The organism is Zhihengliuella sp. ISTPL4, assembly GCF_002848265.1.
In the GTDB taxonomy this organism is placed as follows: Bacteria; Actinomycetota; Actinomycetes; order Actinomycetales; family Microbacteriaceae; genus Microbacterium.
The window spans coordinates 1540860-1556946 of sequence record NZ_CP025422.1 but is presented as its reverse complement, the minus strand read 5'-3'; the positions used below and the strand labels follow the sequence as shown (position 1 = coordinate 1556946).

The window sequence follows — 16087 nt, the reverse complement described above, 5'->3', positions numbered from 1 at the left end:
CTTCGTGGCACCCACCCCGCCAAGACCCCGGTTTCGCGCCGAGACCCCGCCCCGCGTACGTGCGGAAGGCGGGGTCTCGACGGAAACGCGGGGTCTCGACGGTGGACAGGGGGTGGGGGGAGTTAGGCGAGGAGCTGGTGGCGGGCGAGGTCGCGATAGAGCGGGGTCGACTCCACGAGCTCGGCGTGCGTGCCCTGTCCGACGACCACGCCGTCCTGCAGCACCACGATGAGGTCGCTGTCGACGACGGTGGACAGACGGTGCGCGATCACGACGAGCGTGCGGTCGGTGGCGACCGCGTCGATGGCCTCGCGCATGCGCTGTTCGTTCACGCCGTCGAGCGACGAGGTCGACTCGTCCAGCAGCAGGATCGGGGCGTCCGTGAGGAGTGCCCGGGCGATCGCGAGCCGCTGCCGTTCGCCGCCGGAGAGCATCACGCCGTCCTCGCCGACCGGAGCGTCGACCCCGACGGGGTTCCGCTCCAGCACGTCGCCGAGGTTCACGGCGCGGAGCACGCGCTCGCAGTCCGCGTCGGAGGCGTCGGGAGAGGCGAGACGCAGGTTCTCGGCGAGGGTGCCGGCAAGAGTCGGGGCGTCCTGCTCGACGTAGCCGAAGTGGGCGCGGAGCTCGTCCCGCGCGTAGGTGCGGGTGTCGTGCCCCTTCAACCGGATGGAGCCGCCCGTGGGGTCGTAGAAGCGCTCGATGAGGGAGAGGATGGTGCTCTTCCCCGCCCCGCTCGGACCGACCAGCGCCACGCGTGCTCCCCGGGGGACCGCGAAGGACACCCCCCGCAGCACCTCGTGGTCCTGGGGGTCGGGGGCGGCCTCGGCCTGCTCCAGGTGCGCGTCCGCGAGCAGGGTGTGGGCCTCCCTCGCGGCGGCGCGACGGGCCGCGACGACGTTCTCCGGGTAGCGGAACCGCACGTCGCGGAACTCCAGGACCGGGGCGTCCGCACCGGGCTCCTCGTCGCGGGGGAGGGCCGCGGCGGTGGCCGCGTCGTCCTGGGTCTCGGTGGGCAGGTCGAGGACCTCCTGGATGCGGCCGAGCGCGCCGAGGGCCTGGTTGACCGAGGTGATGGCCCCGAACGTCGAGGCGAGCGGCATCACCAGCAGGAAGAGGAACATTACGAATGAGATGAGGGCCGCGATCGAGATGGCTCCGGCGGCGACGCGGAAGCCGCCCACGCCGAGCACGACGAGCAGGGAGAGCTGGAGGGCGATGCCGGCGACCGGCACCACGAGCGAGGAGATCTTCGCGATCCGCACGCCGATGCCGTACGCCTCGGAGGCCCGCTCCGTCACCGCCGCGGTCTCCCGCTCGGTCGCGCCGGAGGCCCGGATGGTGCGGATGGAGCCGACGGCCCGCTCGACGCCCGAGGCCAGCTCGCCGACCTTCTCCTGCTGGGCGGTGGACGCCGTTCGGATCCGGCCGCTGAGGGCGACGACGACCACGACCGAGACGCCGATCACCACGACGATGAGCAGCAGCAGCACGGGGTCGATGAGCAGCATCGCGATCAGAGCACCCGCGAAGAGCACGACGTTGCCGACGGCGTCGGCGAGCCCCTGCGTGAGGACGGCATAGAGGAGCGTCGTGTCGGTCCCGACGCGCGAGACGAGGTCGCCGGTGCGCCGTGCGTCGAACTCGGACGTCGGCAGATGCAGGATGCGGGCGATGAGCTTGCGGCGGCTGGAGTAGACGACCGCGGTGCCGGTGCGCTGCAGCAGATAGTGCTGGAAGCCGGAGATGATCGACGACACGATCACGAAGCCGACGAGCAGCCACACGAGCACACCGATCGTGCCGTCGGATTGCACGGCTTCGATGACCTGGCCGACGAGGAGGGGCTGCACGAGCGAGGTCGCGGCGCCGAACACGCTGAGGACGGCGACGACGACGAGGGTGCGCTTGTGCTCGAAGAGGAAGGGGAGGAGCTGGCGGAAGGTGGCGCGCGGCCCGTCGGCCGGTGCGCCCCGTCCGCGTCGGCGTGCTGTCGCCGTGCGGGACATGGGGGACCTCGATCTGGAGATGATACTTCGACCGTACTCGGGGCGCGGTCATTTCCTATGGGGCGGCTGTATGGGCTCAGGTGCGACCGAAGCGTCGATGTGCCGCCTGCTTGGTGACGCCGAGGGCGCTCGCGATCGCCTGCCACGAGTAGCCGCTCGTGCGGGCGCGACGGACCTGGGCCTCTTCGGCGCGCGCGAGCTCCTTGCGCAACGCCGCCAGGCGGTGGAGCTCGGCGAGGGGTTCGCCGCCCTCGGCCGCGGCGATGGTGGTCGGTAGCGACATGGGGACCTCCTTCGCGTCAATACTCGTTGACGCACGGGTTGCTGTCAAGAAGTGTTGACGCGCGGGTTGTCCACAGGGATTCCTTGTCCGCATGCGTGGCGCATGCGATCCTGACCGCATGAGTCGCATGCTGCGCGAGAGCATCCTCGCCGCCCGTGATCGCGAACGGGAGGAGCGCGGGTGAGCGGGATGTCCGAGGCGGTCGTGATCGATGCCTCGGCGGCGATCGAGGCCCTGCTCGGCGAGGAGGTCTGGACGCACGGTGAGGAGCTCCATGCACACGCGGGTCTCGACATCGAGGTCGTGTCCGTGCTGCGCCGACTCACGATGCGGTCCTCGATGCCGGCACACGCTGCTCGCGAGGCCCTCGAGGCGTTCGGGCGTTGCAGATCATCCGCCATCCGCTGCGCCGGCTCATCCCGCGGATCTGGTCGCTGCGCGATGACGTCTCCGCGTCCGACGCCGGTTACGTCGCGCTCGCGGAGGCGCTCGACGTCCCTCTGCTCACGGCCGATCACCGACTGGCGAAGACGGCGGGCCGGTACTGCGACGTCGTGGTGCTGTGAGCGTCTGGCGATGAAGACGAGAACGGCTGCACCCCGAGGGAGTGCAGCCGTTCGTCGTTCTGTCGGACTCTAGAGTTCGACGGCGGAGGCGAGACCGAGGTCGTCCTCGTAGTCGTGGTCCTTCGTCTCCGGGGTGAAGATGAGCGCGATGAAGGTCAGCACCGCCATCGACGAGAGGTACAGTCCCACGAGCCAGGGTTCGCCGCCGACGGCCGCCCACAGGGCCACCGCGATGAACGGCGCCACGGCCGCACCGAGGATCGACGACACGTTGTACGCGATCGCCGAGCCGGAGTAGCGCACGTTCGTCGGGAAGAGCTCCGGCAGGAGGGCGCCCATCGGGCCGAACGTCGTGCCCATGAGCATGAAGCCGAACACGAGGAAGGCCTGGGTGAGAGCGCCGGTGAACTTCGGGTCCGCCTGCGGGAGCAGGAAGATGTTGAACGACAGGCCGAAGACGACGATGAGTCCGGTGACCCACAGCAGCAGCTTGCGGCGCCCGATGGCGTCGGCGATCGGCCCGGACAGCAGCGTGAAGATGCCGAAGAACACGACGCCGATGATCTGCATGAGCACGAAGTCCGTGTAGCCGAAGCCGAGGCCCGGGTAGAACTGCGCCGCGAACGCGCTCGGGTCGAAGTCCTTTCCGGTCGCCTCCGCGGCAGCGCGGGCGGCGGCCGACGCGGTCTCCAGGTCAGCGGCCTTCGTGCCGTAGGTGAGCGTGAAGTTCGTCATCAGGTAGAACAGCACGTAGGTCGCCAGCATGATGAACGTGCCGAGGATGAGCTGCTTCCAGTGGTGCCGGAACACGGTCGCGAGCGGGAGCTTGCGGATGGCCCCGGTCTTCTCCGCCTTCTTGAACGTGTCCGACTCGACGAGCCGGAGCCGCACCCACAGGCCGATGATGACCATGACGGCGGAGAAGAGGAACGGCACGCGCCAGCCCCAGGAGAGGAAGGCCTCCGACTTCAGCGCCGGGTCCTCCGGGTGGGGGAGCGCGAAGTTGATGGCGAGGAAGATGCCGTTGGCGATGATGAACCCGAGCGGCGCGCCGAGCTGCGGGAACGAGCCGTACCAGGCGCGCTTGCCCTTCGGGGCGTTCTCGGTGGCCACCAGCGCCGCGCCCGACCACTCGCCGCCCAGCGCGAAGCCCTGGGCGAGACGGAGGATCAGCAGGAGCAGCGGGGCGACCCAGCCGATCTGCTGGAAGGTCGGCAGGAGACCGATCACGAACGTCGCGATGCCCATCGTCAGGAGCGAGGCGACGAGGGTCGCCTTGCGTCCGAACTTGTCGCCGAAGTGTCCGAAGACGACGGCGCCGATCGGGCGGGCGACCATCGCCGCGCCGAAGACGGCGAACGACGACAGCAGCGACGCGGTGTCGTTGGTGCTGGGGAAGAAGAGCGTCGGGAAGACGAGCACGGCCGCCGTCGCATAGACGTAGAAGTCGTAGAACTCGATGGTGGTGCCGACGAGGCTCGCGGTGATGACGCGCGAGCGGGGGTTCGCGGGGGTGGTGGCGGTGCTCAAGGGGTCTCCGATCCTCCGCCGGTATACCGACGGACTCGGGCGAGTCTACGCCTTCCTGGGAGTTCCCTGGACGTTGATGACATGCCGGGCGGAGCGTGTCCGTATCGCCGCGTAAAGTCGGAAGAGACCGGCCGGAGGGGAATCATGACGACGCGGATGCTGCTCCTCGCCGACACACACGTCCCGAAGCGGGCGAAGAGGCTGCCGGATGCCGTGCTCCGGGCGATCGACGACGCCGACATCGTCGTGCACGCGGGGGACTGGGTGGATCTCGCCACCGTCGAGCTGCTGCAGGCCCGCGCGCGCGTCCTCCACGGGGTGCACGGCAACAACGACGGCCCGGAGATCCGACAGGTCCTGCCGGAGATCGCGCGGTTCACCGTGGAGGACACGGCCGTCGCCGTCATCCACGAGACCGGTACCGCGACCGGGCGCGAGAGACGGATGGACCTCGCGTTCCCCGACGCCGACGTGCTGGTGTTCGGTCACTCGCACATCCCCTGGGACACCGTCACGCCGAACGGTCTGCGACTGCTCAACCCCGGATCTCCCACCGACCGCCGCCGTCAGCCGGTGCACACGATGATGCGCGTCGACATCGACGGTCGGAACGTGGAGGCGACGCTGGTGCCCGTCGCATGACGGACGACGGCGCTGAGCCCATCGTCTACCGGGTGCCCATGCGCTCCCATGACGATGCGGTGCCGCGGGGCCTCGCCGTCGAGCGGGCCCTGACGGTCGGTGTCTGCGGGATGGGCGGACGGCTCGACCGTGCGCCCCGCTCTCTCGCGGCCGCGCTCGCTGCCGTCGACGCCCGCTATGGGGAGCGGGCCGCCGGTCGATTGGAACGGTTCGCGGCGGTGCCCGAAGGGGCGTTCGTCTGGACGCGGGACGAGGACGGGCTGTTCTGGCTCGGGTGCCTGGTGGGGCCGTGGCGCTATGACGATGATCCGGCGGCGGCGGAGGCAGACCTCGTGCATGTCCGCGACTGCCGATGGCGGGGGCGTCCGGTCGACGCCTCCGCCGTCCCACCCGGCGTGACGGCGACGTTCGCCCGCGGCGGGCGCAACGGACAACGCATCCACGCTGCCGGTACCGGCAATCTCAGTGCCCTGCTCTGGCAACGCCTCCGCGGGAGCTGAGCCTCTCCGCGCGGGTGCCTCAGCGCCAGATGACCGCCATGCCCGCGTTCGCGAGTGTGAGGATGCCGATGAGCCAGAACACGGCGGAGGGGACGCCCTCGCCACGCTTCTGCCGCGCCGAGCCGATCCCGAGGAGGGCGCCGATGACGACGAGCACGACGAGCTTGGCGCCGATCTTGACGTAGTTGAGGTCGTACTCGATGCCCCACGGGGCGGCGAGGGCGAGGCCGGCGACACCGGCGATCAACAGACCATAGTCCATGAGACGAGTGATCTGCCGCTTGCCTCCGAAGGCCTGCGCCGCCCAGGCGCCGAACAACACGGCGAAGCCGATGAGGTGGATGAACACGACGATCAGGCGCAGGGTCTCCATGCCCTCACCGTACGAGAGCGCGGCGTTCCCCGCCACCAAGGCACGCCTGACCTCGCGCCGGCGATCCGGCGCGAGGCGGAGGGAGTCAGTCGCGCAGTTCGCGGATCACGAGGGCGGTGCGCAGAGCGGCATCCGCGGCCTCCGCCCCCTTGTCCTCCTTCGAGCCTTCCAGGCCTGCGCGGTCCAGCCCCTGCTTCTCGTCGTCGAGCGTGAGCAGCCCGAACCCGACCGGCTTGCCGGCATCGAGGGAGACCCGGGTGAGGCCGTCGGTCGCCGCGGCCGAGACGTACTCGAAGTGCGGCGTGCCGCCGCGGATGATGACCCCGAGGGCGACCACCGCGTCCGCACCGCCCGCGAAGGCGGCCTGCGCGGCCACGGCGAGCTCGAACGAACCGGGCACCCGCACGAGGCGATGCGTCGCTCCGGCCTCGTCGAGCACCCGCTGGGCGCCGGCGATCAGGCCGTTCGAGATCACCTCGTGCCAGGTGCCGGCGATCACGACGACCTCCAGCCCCCGCCCGTCGATGTTCCCCGTCTTGGGTGCTCCGGCGCCGCTCATTCCTCGTCCTTTCCCGCCGCGAGGGCCTCGGCGAGCTCTGCTTCACCGATGATGTGGCCCATGCGGTCGCGCTTGGTCTCCAGGTACTGGTGGTTGTTCGGGCCCACGCCCACGATCAGCGGCACCTGCTCGACGACGTCGAGGCCGAGCTCGCGCAGCTTGTTCACCTTGTCGGTGTTGTTGGTGAGCAGCCGGACCTTCGAGACGCCCAGGTCGGTGAGGATCCCGGCCGCCGCGGCGTAGTCGCGGGCGTCCGCCGGGAGCCCCAGTGCCAGGTTCGCGTCGACGGTGTCCAGGCCGTCCTCCTGCAGGCTGTAAGCCCGCAGCTTGTTGATGAGTCCGATGCCGCGCCCCTCGTGCCCGCGCATGTAGATGACGATGCCGCCCTCGCGGTCGATCGCGTCCAGCGCGGCGTCGAGCTGCGGCCCGCACTCACATTTCTGGGAGCCGAACGCCTCGCCGGTCAGGCACTCGGAGTGCACGCGCACGAGGGCCGTCTCGGTGGGCTCGCCCGACACGACCGCGATGTGGTCGGTACCGGTGACGCGATCCTTGTAGGCGAGGAAGCGGAACGTGCCGTGGTCGGTGGGCACGGTGGCGTCGGCACGGAGGCTCACGCGGCGCCCGCGCAGGGCGGCCGGTGTCGCTCCGTCCGGGTCGATCTCGTTGAGGTGCGCGATGAGCTGCTCGATCGTGATGACCGGCACGCCGTCGCGGGCGCCCAGATCGAGGAGCCCGGGAAGCCGCATCATGCTGCCGTCCTCGGCGACGACTTCCGCGATCGCGCCGACGGGCCGGAGGCCGGCGAGCTTCATGAGCTCGACCGCGGCCTCGGTGTGACCGCTGCGCTCGCGAACACCGCCGTCGACGGCCCGGAGCGGCAGCACGTGGCCGGGGCGGATGATGCTCGTCGCCGTCGAGGACGGATCGGCCAGAACGTTGAGGGTGTGCGCGCGGTCGCTCGCGCTGATCCCCGTCGTCACCCCTTCCGCGGCGTCGACGCTCACGGTATAGGCGGTGGAGCGGGCGTCTTCACTGGCCGCGACCATCGGCGGGAGGTTGAGGCTGTCCGCGAGGTCGGTGGGCATCGGCGCGCAGATGAAGCCGGACGACCAGCGCACCGTCCACGCCACCCATTCGGGGGTGGCGAGCTCGGCGGAGAGGACGACGTCGCCCTCGTTCTCGCGGTTCTCGTCGTCGGCCACGAGCACGGGCCGGCCGGCGCGCAGCGCCTCCAGGGCCTCGGGGATGGTTGCCAGGCTCATCGCGAGCCCCCTTCCGGTGCGGCGCGGAACGCGAGCAGGCGCTCGACGTGCCGCGCGAGGATGTCGGTCTCGAGGTTCACGCGGTCGCCGACCGCGCGGGTACCGAGGGTGGTCGCCGCCAGGGTCTCCGGGATGAGCGACACCTCGAACCAGTGCCCGCCCCTGGTTCCTGAGCCGTCCTGGGTCGCTGAGCCTGTCGAAGGGGTCGAAGGGCTCACCGCACTCACCGTCAGCGAGGTCCCGTCGACCGAGATCGACCCCTTGTCGACGACGAGCGGCGCGAGGTCGTCCGGAAGACTGATCCGCAGGACGCTCCACTGCGCGCCCGGGCGCACCTCGAGCACGACGCCGGTGCCGTCGACGTGCCCCTGCACGATGTGCCCGCCGAGCCGCGCACCCACGGGCATCGCCTTCTCGATGTTCACCCTGGTGCCGACGGTGGCCGTGCCCAGGGCCGCGACATCGAGCGTCTGCTTCATGACATCGGCGTCGAAGGTCTCGGCGGTGGAGCCGACGACGGTGAGGCACACGCCGGAGACGGCGATCGATTCCCCGTGCACGGCGTCCGCGGCCGCCTTCGGGGCGCGCACCGTGAGTCGCCAGCCGTCGCCCGACTCGGTGATGGCGGTGATCTCGCCGATCTCCTCGATGATTCCGGTGAACATCAGAGGCTTCCCTCCTTCTCCGGGCCCGTGCGGTCCGGGTCGTCCGCGTCCGCGGGATGCGCGATCGCGAGCAGGTCTGCGCCCAACGGCAGCCATTCGTCCACGACGAGGCGCCGTGCCTCGTCGATCGAGCCGACGCCGATGTCGGTCAGGGCCAGGCGGCTTCCCCCGAGCAGGACCGGGGCGACGTACGCGAGCACCCGATCGGCGAGCCCGGCGGCCAGGAACGCGCTGGCGAGCGTCGGCCCGCCCTCGACGAACAGCGTCTGGATCCCGCGGGCTTGCAGGTCGGCGAGCACCGCCGACGGGTCGTGCGTGTCGAAGAACAACGGCGTGTGCGGATGACGGTGCACCGCCGCCCCCACAGGGGTCGGTCGGGCGCCGATCACGACGGGGATGGGCTGGTGCGGCAGGAGCTCGTCGCCGGTGCGGGCAGTGAGCGCGGGGTCGTCGGCGAGCACCGTGCCGGTGCCGACCGCGATCGCGTCGGCCTCGGCGCGTCGTCGGTGCACGTCGGCGCGGGCCTCCGGGCCGGTGATCCACTGGCTGGACCCGTCGTCCGCCGCAGCCCTGCCGTCCAGGCTCTGCGCCCACTTGACGGTGACGTGCGGACGGCCGAGTCGAGAAGCGGTGAGCCAGTCGCCGATCAGCGCGCGCGCCTCCGCGGCTCGTTCGCCGGACTCGACGCTCACTCCCGCGGCGCGCAGCCGCTCCGCGCCGCCACCGGAGACCTCACCGGGGTCGTCGAGCGCGTAGACGACCCGGGCCACGCCGGCGTCGATGAGCGCGAGCGCGCACGGACCCGTACGGCCGGTGTGGTTGCAGGGTTCGAGGGTGACGACCGCGGTCGCGCCTCGTGCGGCGCCGGGCGCGAGCTTCGACAGGGCGTCGACTTCTGCGTGCGGCGTGCCGGAGCCGCGATGCCAGCCCTCGGCCAGCACCTCGCCGTCGGGGGAGAGGAGCACGGCGCCCACCTGCGGGTTGATCCCGCGGGGGCCACGGGTCGCGAGGGCGAGCGCGCGATCCATCGCGCGGCGCTCTGTCGCGGTCACTGCCATCCGTCGTCCTCTCTGCGGCCTCGGGGTCGCTGCAGGGTGGCGGAACGGACGCACGCGCGTGCGCCTCGTGCTGCCTCCCTTCCGGACTAGCGAGGTATTCCTCGCATCACCGTCGGTTCCGGAGTTCCACCGGATCGGCATCCCGATCACTCGGAACGCTCGCGGACTGTCACCGCCGGTTCGGATTCCCACCGACCCCGGAGCACGTTGCTGCTCTGAGTGTACTCAACGCGTCTGCACGCGTTTCATTCCGTGGCAGGGCCCGTGCCCGGCCCCTCACTTGAGCAGGCGGGACAGCCGCCGGTCGGCGAGAACCTTGCCGCCGGTCTGACAGGTCGGGCAGTACTCCAGGGAGCGGTCGGCGAAGAAGACGCTGCGCACCTCGTCGCCGCAGACCGGACACGCCTCACCGCGGCGGGCGTGCACCCGCATGCCGCGGCGCTTGGCGTCCTTGAGATCAGCCGGAGGCTTGCCCGCGGCGGCCGCGACAGCCTCGGCGAGGGTCTCCTGCATCGCCGCGAACAGCCGATCGACCTCGGCGTCGTCGAGCGTGCCGGCGATCGCGTACGGCGACATGCGGGCCGCATGCAGGATCTCGTCCGAGTAGGCGTTGCCGATGCCCGCGATCACGCCCTGGTCGCGGAGCAGGCCCTTGATCTGCATCCGGCGGTCGTCCAGCAGCGCGGCGAAGGCATCGCGGGTGAAGGACGGGTCGAGAGGGTCCGGGCCGAGGCGGGCGATGCCCGGCACCTCCGCGGGGTCGCGGACGACGTACACGGCCAGCGACTTCTTCGTCCCGGTTTCCGTCAGGTCGAAACCGCTGCCGTCGTCGAGGGCGATCCGCAGCGCGATCGGCGACTTGCCCGGCTTGAGGAGCGTGGTCGGCAGGGTGTCGTACCAGCGCAGCCATCCGGCCTTCGCCAGGTGGAAGACGAGGTGCAGCTCGGACCCGCAGGACAGCACGACGAACTTGCCGCGGCGCTTCGCCCCGGTGATCGCCGCGCCTTCCAGTGCCGAGATCGGCGGGTCGTACGTCTTCAGCGCGGCGATCGCGGCCACGGAGGCACGGGTGATCGTGCGTCCGGTCGTGCGCTCGCCGAGGAACGCGACGAGTCCTTCGACCTCCGGCATCTCAGGCATGCAGCCATCCTGTCACCGGGGTCCGACGCTGTCACGCGTGGGACGTGCGGTCAGAGCACCGGCCACTCCACCGGGGTCCGGTCGTCGTCGCGCAGCAGGGCGGCGCCCCAGCCGTCCTCGCGTCCGCGCTGGCTGGTGAGCCCCTGGCGCATGGTGCCCTCGAACCGGAAGCCGAGGGCACGGGCGGCGCGGGCGGACGGGACGTTGCCCACGACGGCCTGCCAGCGGATGCGGGCGAGGCCGAGCTCCGTGAATCCCCAGGCGAGCGCGGCGCGCGCGGCCTCGACGAGGTAGCCACGGCCGCGGGCGTCCGCGACGACCCAGTAGCCGAGCTCGGCGTGACCGCCGGCCGCGTGCTCGACGATGTGGTGCAGTCCGACCATGCCCACGAGGACGTCGTCGGCGTAGACACCCCAGACGGTCTGCGAGCCGTCCTCCCACCACTGCTCCACGAGGGCGACGAAGTCCTCCGCGTCCTGGCGGAAGTAGGGGGAGGGCACCGTCGTCCACCGCGCGATCTCCGGGTCCTGGCACGCCTCGGTGATCGCGTCGACGTCGTCCTCCGTCGGGGCGCGGAGGACGAGTCGTGCGGTGGTGAGGGCGACCGGAAGCATCCCTCCAGCCTAGGACGCTCGACCCGGCCCCTTCGGTTCGCCCCGGCCCCTTCCGCGCGTCCGTAACGGGGTGGGAGGCACGGAAAGGGGTGGGATGCAGGGAAGCCGACCGCAGCGTCCGTGGGCGCGATTAGGCTTGTCCGGTGACTGTTCCGGGGATTCTGCGCGCCTTGGAAGAGGCGTCTCTGTATCGTGACGCTCTCGCCTGGGCGCACACCGACGCCGACCTCGGCCTGGTCGACGGGCTCGACGCGCCCGTGCTCGCCGGTCTGCTCGCCAAGCGCGCGGCGGCCGGCCACCCGGCGGCGCTGCTGGCCGTGGTGCCCACGGGACGCCGCGCGGAGTCGGTGGCGCAGGCCCTGGAGACGTACGTCCCCGATGCCGAGGTTCTCACCTTCCCCGCCTGGGAGACGCTGCCGCACGAGCGCCTCAGCCCCAGCCCCGACACGGTCGGCCTGCGACTGCAGACCCTGCGCCGCATCGCCGAATGGTCAGGGGAGCGCCCCCTCGTGGTCGTGGCCTCCGTGCGCGCCGCGCTGCAGCCCATCGCCGGGAACCTGGGCGACATCGTGCCGCTGGAGCTGACGGTAGGCAGCCGCGGCAACGAGCTCGACCACGTCGCCGAGCAGCTCGTGGAACGGGCCTACTCCCGCGTCGACATGGTGTCGCGGCGGGGTGAGTTCGCCGTCCGCGGCGGCATCCTCGACGTCTTTCCCCCCACGTCCGAACACCCGTACCGCGTGGAGTTCTTCGGCGACGAGATCGACCAGATCCGGGCGTTCTCGGTGGCGGACCAGCGCTCGCTCCCCGGCGACGTGCCGCGCGTCGACCTCCCGCCCAGCCGCGAGCTCCTGCTGACGGCCGAGGTACGGGAGCGGGCCCGAGCGCTCATCGGCGGCTTCCCCGCCATCAGCGGCATGCTCGAGAAGATGGCCGAGGGCATCCCGGTCGAGGGCATGGAGTCGCTGCTGCCCGCAGTCGCCGGCCCCCTCAAGTCCCTCGTCGAGTACCTGCCCGAGGGCAGCGCGACCGCCGTGATCGATCCAGAGCGCTCGACCGCCCGCGCCCTCACCCTCGGCGAGACGAACCGCGAGTTCCTCGACGCCGCCTGGAGCGCGGCGACCTCCGGGGCCTCTGCCCCCATCGACCTCGGCGCCGGGGACTTCCTCACCATCGCCGACCTGCGCGAGGTCGTCCGCGACCGCGGCGGCGTGTGGTGGCGGCTGAGCCCGTTCGGGATCGGCGACGCGACCGCGGAGAGCGTCGAGGCGGCCACCGTCATCCCGTCCTTCCACGGCAACGTCGACGGCGCCATCGCCTTCGTCGACGCGAAGGTCGCCGACGGCTGGCGGGTGGTCGTTCTCGCGACCGGACACGGCCTCGTCGACCGCGCCCGGGACGTGCTCTCGGACCGTGGCATCGCGGCCCGGGTCGTCGAGACCATCGCAGACGCGCCGGACCCGGGGGTCGCGACCCTCACGGTGGGCGGTGTCGAGGCCGGCTTCCAGGTGCCGGAGGCGAAGCTCGCCGTCCTCACCGACAACGAGTTCTACGGCCGCACGATCGGCGGCGACCAGCGCGTCGTCAAGAAGCTCGCGTCTCGACGGAAGAACGTCGTCGACCCGCTGCAGCTCAAGCAGGGCGACTTCGTCGTGCATGCGACGCACGGTATCGGCCGGTTCGTCGAGATGACCCAGCGCGAGGTCTCCACCGGCGGCCGCAACGCTGCGAAGTCGGTCCGCGACTACCTCGTGCTGGAGTACGCGCCGTCCAAGCGCGGCTACCCCGGCGACAAGCTGTTCGTGCCCACCGACCAGCTCGACCTCCTGTCGAAGTACGTCGGCGGCGAGGCCCCGACCCTGTCCAAGATGGGCGGCAGCGACTGGGCGCAGGCCAAGGGCAAAGCGCGCAAGGCGGTGCGCGACATCGCCGTCGAGCTCGTCAAGCTCTACTCCGCCCGGATGAGCGCCAAGGGCTATGCCTTCGGCCCGGACACCCCCTGGCAGCGCGAGCTGGAGGAGGCGTTCCCGTTCGCGGAGACCCAGGACCAGCTGCAGACCATCGACGAGATCAAGGCCGACATGGAGCGGCCGATCCCGATGGACCGGCTGCTCTCGGGCGACGTCGGCTTCGGCAAGACCGAGGTCGCGGTCCGCGCGGCGTTCAAGGCCATCCAGGACGGCAAGCAGGTGGCGATGCTCGTCCCGACCACCCTGCTCGTGAAGCAGCACCTCGAGACGTTCACGGAGCGCTTCGCCGGGTTCCCGGTCAAGGTGCGGCCGCTGTCGCGGTTCCAGACCGACAAGGAGGCGCGGCTCACGCTGCAGGGCCTGCTCGACGGCTCGGTGGACATGGTGATCGGCACGCACCGCATCCTCACGGAGCAGGTGCTGTTCAAGGATCTCGGCCTCATGATCATCGACGAGGAGCAGCGCTTCGGCGTCGAGCACAAGGATGCGCTGAAGAAGATGAAGACCAACGTCGACATCCTCGCCATGAGCGCCACCCCGATCCCGCGCACGCTGGAGATGGCCGTCACCGGCATCCGCGAGATGTCGACGCTCGCCACGCCGCCGGAGGATCGGCACCCGATCCTCTCGTTCGTCGGCCCCCGCAGCGACAAGCAGATCGCCGCCGCCATCCGCCGCGAGATCCTTCGCGAGGGCCAGGTCTTCTTCGTGCACAACCGCGTGCAGTCGATCCAGCGCGTCGCGGCGGAGCTCGCCGAGCTGGTCCCCGAGGCGCGGATCGCCGTCGCACACGGCCAGATGGGGGAGCACGCGCTGGAGCAGGTCGTCGACGACTTCTGGGAGCGCAAATTCGACGTCCTGGTCTCGACCACGATCATCGAGACCGGCCTCGACATCTCCAACGCGAACACGATCATCATCGACCGCGCCGACAAGTACGGTCTGAGTCAGCTCCACCAGCTCCGCGGACGCGTGGGCCGAGGCCGGGAGCGCGCCTACGCGTACTTCCTCTACGACGACATGAAGCCGCTGAGCGAGACCGCGGCCGACCGGCTGCAGACCATCGCGGTCAACAACGACCTCGGCTCCGGTATGCAGGTCGCCCTCAAGGACCTCGAGCTGCGCGGGGCGGGCAACCTCCTCGGCGCCGAGCAGGCCGGACACATCGCGGGTGTCGGCTTCGACCTCTACCTGCGCATGATCGGCGAGGCCGTCGCGACCTTCCGCGGCGAGGAGGTCGAGACCGGGCAGGAGCTCCGGCTCGAGCTGCCGCTCGACGCCCGCATCCCCGAGGACTACATCGACAGCGAGCGCCTGCGGCTCGAGGCGTACCAGAAGCTCTCCGCCGCCTCGGCCGCGACCGCGAAGGACGACGCCATCGACCTCGTGGTGGAGGAGCTCGTCGACCGGTACGGCACGCCTCCGGACGAGGTCACCGGACTCGTGTCCATCGCACGGCTGCGGCGCCGGGCGGCCAGGGCCGGGCTCACCGACGTCGTGGCCATGGGCTCCAATCTGCGCCTCGCGCCCGCCCGCCTCGAAGACTCCATCAAGGTCCGGCTGCAGCGGCTGTATCCGAAGGCGAAGCTCGTCTCCGGCGGGGAAGCCCTCGTCGTGCCGATGCCCACGGTGCCTGCGGCGGTCGGCGTGGGCGTGGAGCCGCTGCCCGACGCGGAACTGCTCGCCTGGGTCGACCAGCTGTTCACCGCCATCTTCCCCGAGCCCGCCAAGCCCGAGTAGCCTGGCCGGTCAGGCGGCCGGCACCTCGTCGCCGGGTGTGGCGAGGTACAGCAGATTGCCGTCGGGGTCGTGGACCTGTGCGACGCGCTCGCCCCAGGGGAGATCGTCCGGCGGGGCGACGGAGGACGCACCCGCGTCCATGGCGTCTCGGTACGCGGCGTCGGCGTCATCGGCGTAGAGCCAGATCGCCACCGTGTCGCCCCGCGAGATGTGCGGTTCGAATCCGATCCCGAGCGTTCCTCCACCGACGCGAAGGGCGACGTATACCTCGCGGCCGTCGTGGGTGTAGCGGTAGACGACCGACGCGGCGAAGGCCGTCTGGTAAAAGCCGACGAGGCGGTCCAGATCCGTCGTCCGCAGGACGGGGAACAATCGGGTGATCGTCATGGTCGGAGGGTAGGACGCGGGCCCGCCGCCGTCAATGCGTCCGCGTGCACGACTTCGGACCAAGACGGCGACACGCCGGAGGTCCAGGGCCGGGCGCTGCGTGTCGGCAGCCATCTCCGAAGCTGTGCACACGGAAGGCCTCCGGGCACGGACGGCGAGGGCTAGTCTGGCCGCATGTTGTACGAGCACCTCGGGGCTCGCCCCCGCATCCACGACACCGCCGTCGTCGCTCCCACCGCCGTCATCTCCGGCGATGTGGAGCTCGGACCGGGCTGCCAGGTGCTGCACGGTGCCGTCATCACCGCGGAGGGCGGCCCCATCACCCTCGGGGCGCACGTCATCGTGATGGAGAACGCGCTGATCCGGGCGACGGCGGCCAACGCCGTCCACATCGGGGCGCACACCCTCGTCGGAACATTGGCGAGCATCGCCGGGGCGACCGTGGGCGAGGAGGTGTTCTTCGCGTCCGGAGCCCGGGTCTTCAACGGGGCGCTCGTCGGGGATCGCTGCGAGGTGCGGGTCAACGCCATCGTGCATCGTCGGGCCGTGCTGCCGTCGGGGACGGTGGTGCCGATCGGGTGGGTCGCGGTCGGCGATCCGGTGCAGCTGCTCTCACCCGACCGGGACGCGGAGATCGCGGCGGCACAGCCCGAGCTCGACTTCCCCGGACACGTCTTCGGCGTGGATCGGGACACCCCCGACCTCATGGTCCAGCTCACGGAGCGCTACGGCAGCTCCCTCGCGCGGCACGCCGACGACCGCCAGGTCTGACCACACCCGTTCGAG

16 protein-coding genes are annotated in these 16087 nt (G+C 71.0%); 5 read left to right on the top strand and 11 right to left on the bottom strand.

The window, feature by feature from the left end; all coding sequences use genetic code 11:
* Window positions 1-122: 122 nt before the first annotated feature.
* Both CYL12_RS07500 and CYL12_RS07495 read right to left on the bottom strand, forming a co-directional pair.
* Window positions 123-2009, bottom strand: a complete 1887-nt coding sequence (locus tag CYL12_RS07500; protein ID WP_101846888.1) for an ABC transporter ATP-binding protein — start codon at window positions 2007-2009, stop codon at window positions 123-125.
* Window positions 2010-2085: 76 nt separating this feature from the next.
* Window positions 2086-2292, bottom strand: a complete 207-nt coding sequence (locus CYL12_RS07495) for a transcriptional regulator (protein WP_101846886.1) — start codon at window positions 2290-2292, stop codon at window positions 2086-2088.
* A 383-nt stretch (window positions 2293-2675) separates the two neighbouring features.
* Here CYL12_RS07495 and CYL12_RS07490 point away from each other — a divergent pair, with 383 nt between their 5' ends.
* Window positions 2676-2858, top strand: coding sequence for a PIN domain-containing protein (locus CYL12_RS07490; RefSeq protein ID WP_101846884.1), 183 nt, complete (start codon window positions 2676-2678; stop codon window positions 2856-2858).
* Window positions 2859-2927: 69 nt separating this feature from the next.
* On the opposite strand, the gene CYL12_RS07485 is transcribed toward CYL12_RS07490, so the two are convergent.
* Entirely contained in the window at window positions 2928-4388 is a 1461-nt protein-coding gene (locus tag CYL12_RS07485; RefSeq protein WP_060923458.1) for an MFS transporter, read from the bottom strand.
* A 144-nt stretch (window positions 4389-4532) separates the two neighbouring features.
* Here CYL12_RS07485 and CYL12_RS07480 point away from each other — a divergent pair, with 144 nt between their 5' ends.
* Window positions 4533-5030, top strand: a complete 498-nt coding sequence (locus CYL12_RS07480) for a metallophosphoesterase family protein (RefSeq protein WP_101846882.1) — start codon at window positions 4533-4535, stop codon at window positions 5028-5030.
* On the top strand, window positions 5027-5530 hold the full coding sequence (locus CYL12_RS07475; RefSeq protein ID WP_101846880.1) for a GAF domain-containing protein: 504 nt from the start codon (window positions 5027-5029) through the stop codon (window positions 5528-5530). Before CYL12_RS07480 ends, CYL12_RS07475 begins: the two co-directional genes overlap by 4 nt.
* Window positions 5531-5549: 19 nt before the next feature.
* On the opposite strand, the gene CYL12_RS07470 is transcribed toward CYL12_RS07475, so the two are convergent.
* The 7 genes from CYL12_RS07470 to CYL12_RS07440 form a co-directional block, all read right to left on the bottom strand.
* A complete protein-coding gene (locus tag CYL12_RS07470; protein ID WP_101848717.1) occupies window positions 5550-5903 on the bottom strand; it encodes a Fe-S protein in 354 nt (117 codons plus the stop codon).
* Window positions 5904-5988: 85 nt separating this feature from the next.
* The gene (gene ribH, locus CYL12_RS07465) at window positions 5989-6462 is read right to left on the bottom strand and encodes a 6,7-dimethyl-8-ribityllumazine synthase (RefSeq protein ID WP_101846878.1); all 474 of its coding nucleotides are present in this window, start codon (window positions 6460-6462) and stop codon (window positions 5989-5991) included.
* Complete coding sequence (gene ribA / locus CYL12_RS07460; RefSeq protein ID WP_101846876.1) at window positions 6459-7727, bottom strand: GTP cyclohydrolase II; 1269 nt, start codon at window positions 7725-7727, stop codon at window positions 6459-6461. Before ribA ends, ribH begins: the two co-directional genes overlap by 4 nt.
* On the bottom strand, window positions 7724-8392 hold the full coding sequence (locus CYL12_RS07455; RefSeq protein WP_101846874.1) for a riboflavin synthase: 669 nt from the start codon (window positions 8390-8392) through the stop codon (window positions 7724-7726). Before CYL12_RS07455 ends, ribA begins: the two co-directional genes overlap by 4 nt.
* Entirely contained in the window at window positions 8392-9450 is a 1059-nt protein-coding gene (ribD, locus tag CYL12_RS07450) for a bifunctional diaminohydroxyphosphoribosylaminopyrimidine deaminase/5-amino-6-(5-phosphoribosylamino)uracil reductase RibD (RefSeq protein WP_101846872.1), read from the bottom strand. The genes CYL12_RS07455 and ribD overlap by 1 nt, the downstream gene beginning before the upstream one ends.
* Window positions 9451-9726: 276 nt before the next feature.
* Complete coding sequence (locus tag CYL12_RS07445; protein WP_101846870.1) at window positions 9727-10590, bottom strand: Fpg/Nei family DNA glycosylase; 864 nt, start codon at window positions 10588-10590, stop codon at window positions 9727-9729.
* 50 nt (window positions 10591-10640) lie between these two features.
* Window positions 10641-11204 (bottom strand): GNAT family N-acetyltransferase, encoded by a 564-nt coding sequence (locus CYL12_RS07440; RefSeq protein WP_101846868.1) that lies wholly within the window; start codon window positions 11202-11204, stop codon window positions 10641-10643.
* Between the two features lie 143 nt (window positions 11205-11347).
* Between CYL12_RS07440 and mfd the strand changes: the two genes are divergently transcribed.
* Complete coding sequence (gene mfd / locus CYL12_RS07435) at window positions 11348-14914, top strand: transcription-repair coupling factor (protein WP_199399204.1); 3567 nt, start codon at window positions 11348-11350, stop codon at window positions 14912-14914.
* A 9-nt stretch (window positions 14915-14923) separates the two neighbouring features.
* Here mfd and CYL12_RS07430 read toward each other — a convergent pair whose 3' ends face one another.
* Window positions 14924-15301: a VOC family protein gene (locus CYL12_RS07430; protein ID WP_158297121.1), complete on the bottom strand. Its 378-nt coding sequence runs from the start codon at window positions 15299-15301 to the stop codon at window positions 14924-14926.
* Between the two features lie 174 nt (window positions 15302-15475).
* Here CYL12_RS07430 and CYL12_RS07425 point away from each other — a divergent pair, with 174 nt between their 5' ends.
* Window positions 15476-16072 (top strand): gamma carbonic anhydrase family protein, encoded by a 597-nt coding sequence (locus CYL12_RS07425; RefSeq protein WP_025103909.1) that lies wholly within the window; start codon window positions 15476-15478, stop codon window positions 16070-16072.
* Window positions 16073-16087: the final 15 nt, after the last annotated feature.

What these genes read in the sequence shown, in the direction of transcription:
- CYL12_RS07430 (WP_158297121.1), bottom strand. Translation starts at nt 15,301, where the DNA reads ATGACGATCACCCGATTGTTCCCCGTCCTGCGGACGACGGATCTGGAC.
- CYL12_RS07500 (WP_101846888.1), bottom strand. Translation starts at nt 2,009, where the DNA reads ATGTCCCGCACGGCGACAGCACGCCGACGCGGACGGGGCGCACCGGCC.
- CYL12_RS07470 (WP_101848717.1), bottom strand. Translation starts at nt 5,903, where the DNA reads ATGGAGACCCTGCGCCTGATCGTCGTGTTCATCCACCTCATCGGCTTC.
- CYL12_RS07475 (WP_101846880.1), top strand. Translation starts at nt 5,027, where the DNA reads ATGACGGACGACGGCGCTGAGCCCATCGTCTACCGGGTGCCCATGCGC.
- CYL12_RS07425 (WP_025103909.1), top strand. Translation starts at nt 15,476, where the DNA reads ATGTTGTACGAGCACCTCGGGGCTCGCCCCCGCATCCACGACACCGCC.
- CYL12_RS07495 (WP_101846886.1), bottom strand. Translation starts at nt 2,292, where the DNA reads ATGTCGCTACCGACCACCATCGCCGCGGCCGAGGGCGGCGAACCCCTC.
- ribD (WP_101846872.1), bottom strand. Translation starts at nt 9,450, where the DNA reads ATGGCAGTGACCGCGACAGAGCGCCGCGCGATGGATCGCGCGCTCGCC.
- ribH (WP_101846878.1), bottom strand. Translation starts at nt 6,462, where the DNA reads ATGAGCGGCGCCGGAGCACCCAAGACGGGGAACATCGACGGGCGGGGG.
- CYL12_RS07440 (WP_101846868.1), bottom strand. Translation starts at nt 11,204, where the DNA reads ATGCTTCCGGTCGCCCTCACCACCGCACGACTCGTCCTCCGCGCCCCG.
- CYL12_RS07445 (WP_101846870.1), bottom strand. Translation starts at nt 10,590, where the DNA reads ATGCCTGAGATGCCGGAGGTCGAAGGACTCGTCGCGTTCCTCGGCGAG.
- ribA (WP_101846876.1), bottom strand. Translation starts at nt 7,727, where the DNA reads ATGAGCCTGGCAACCATCCCCGAGGCCCTGGAGGCGCTGCGCGCCGGC.
- CYL12_RS07480 (WP_101846882.1), top strand. Translation starts at nt 4,533, where the DNA reads ATGACGACGCGGATGCTGCTCCTCGCCGACACACACGTCCCGAAGCGG.
- CYL12_RS07455 (WP_101846874.1), bottom strand. Translation starts at nt 8,392, where the DNA reads ATGTTCACCGGAATCATCGAGGAGATCGGCGAGATCACCGCCATCACC.